This window comes from Telmatospirillum sp. J64-1 (assembly GCF_006980715.1).
In the GTDB taxonomy this organism is placed as follows: Bacteria; Pseudomonadota; Alphaproteobacteria; order Rhodospirillales; family Magnetospirillaceae; genus Oleiliquidispirillum; species Oleiliquidispirillum nitrogeniifigens.
In genome coordinates this window covers 1-1,342 of sequence record NZ_SBHN01000004.1, presented here as the reverse complement: position 1 = coordinate 1,342, position 1,342 = coordinate 1, and the positions used below count along the sequence as shown (strand labels likewise).

Here is a 1,342-nt window from a genome sequence, read left to right as displayed (position 1 = left end):
GCTGAAGCTCTTTGCCGTCGACCACGACGACCAGCCCTTTGCCTTGATCCTTGCCAAGGATGCGGCATCGGCAGTGCGCAACTCTGCACCGATGATCAAGTTGTTGGCCGACCGGCATGCAGACAATGACCACACGCCGCCGCAGATCGATCTCAAGGCAGAGATGACGAAAATGGTGGCCAGGAAGCCGACTACGGCAGAGGGGCTGCGATGGGCGGCAGAGGCCCGGCAGTGGAGTGGCGGAGTAGCGCTGGCCGCTATTCCCTTGTAATCCCCCTACAGCGTTGAGCCGCTGTAGGGGGTGGCATCATGCTATTGTCTCAACAGCCTTATAACCTGCCACAGGTGATAAGCGGCAGCGGCGAGGTGATAGTACACCATCCGCTTAACCTCCTCTGTTGACCACAAAGCTACAGAGTGTTGTTATGGAGTTCCTCTCAACTGGACTGCAGCTTTTGGTCTGGTTGTACTTCGGGATGCAGTCGCGCATCCCGCTGAATGAGCCGGGATCGGACCCCCGGCTCATTCAAGCTAGCCGCCCATTTACGACACTTCAATAGTATTTTTGGCGCGTATCCAAAACAGTGGAGACGGGCGGTGTATCCAATTTCATGATGCTGGAATTGTATGATGTGTAGGATGCCGTATGGCCTCATTTCATACAAGGAGACGTGTTGGGATTTTCACAACACAAACTCCGCTCGGGCGAGCGTGTTCTGCATTCTATCTAGATAGGCAAGTATTTTATTACCAACCTATCTAGATATTATTCTTTTCACTTTGTAAAAGAGCTTAAGCCTTGCCTTAAAGGGGCCGGCTCTAATTTGCTTCAATTTCCGCTAGTTATGATCAGTTCGCCAACTGGCTTAGACCTGCCTTTGCCGCCCACAGTATAGGTGGTTGACACGGGCTCCATCTCCGCCCAGTCGAAGATTTCGCGTACCTGGGGCGTATCATTAATCGAGAGGATGAACCGGCCCGATAGGCGCTGGAGGCAGGCCGAGAGGCGCTCGAAATCGGCGCGACTGAACAGCTCTTTTCCATAGTAGCCCTCGGAGCCCCAATAGGGTGGGTCCAGGTAGAAGAGCGTGCCCGGCCGGTCGTAACGGATGAGGAAAGCCTCGAAGTCGAGACATTCGATCACCACCCCGGCAAGACGTTCATGTAGCTCTTCCAGGCGCGGTCCCAGGGTGTTGAGGTTGAAGCGCCCGGGTCGGGACGGGTCAACGCCGAAGGTGCGACCGGCGACCTTGCCGCCATAGGCCAGTTTCTGCAGGTAAAGAAAGCGCGCCGCCCGCTCCAGATCGGTCAGCGTCTCCGCATCGGTCTGCCGCAACTGCTC

The 1,342-nt window shown here is 55.8% G+C and carries 2 protein-coding genes; one reads left to right on the top strand and one right to left on the bottom strand.

The features are described from left to right. The coding region (locus EPD66_RS04910; RefSeq protein WP_221930880.1) for a hypothetical protein at positions 1-271 on the top strand (271 nt) is incomplete at its 5' end. A 558-nt stretch (positions 272-829) separates the two neighbouring features. On the opposite strand, the gene EPD66_RS04905 is transcribed toward EPD66_RS04910, so the two are convergent. After that, positions 830-1,342 (bottom strand): DNA adenine methylase (locus EPD66_RS04905; protein ID WP_142847373.1); only part of this gene is annotated, 513 nt, incomplete at its 5' end.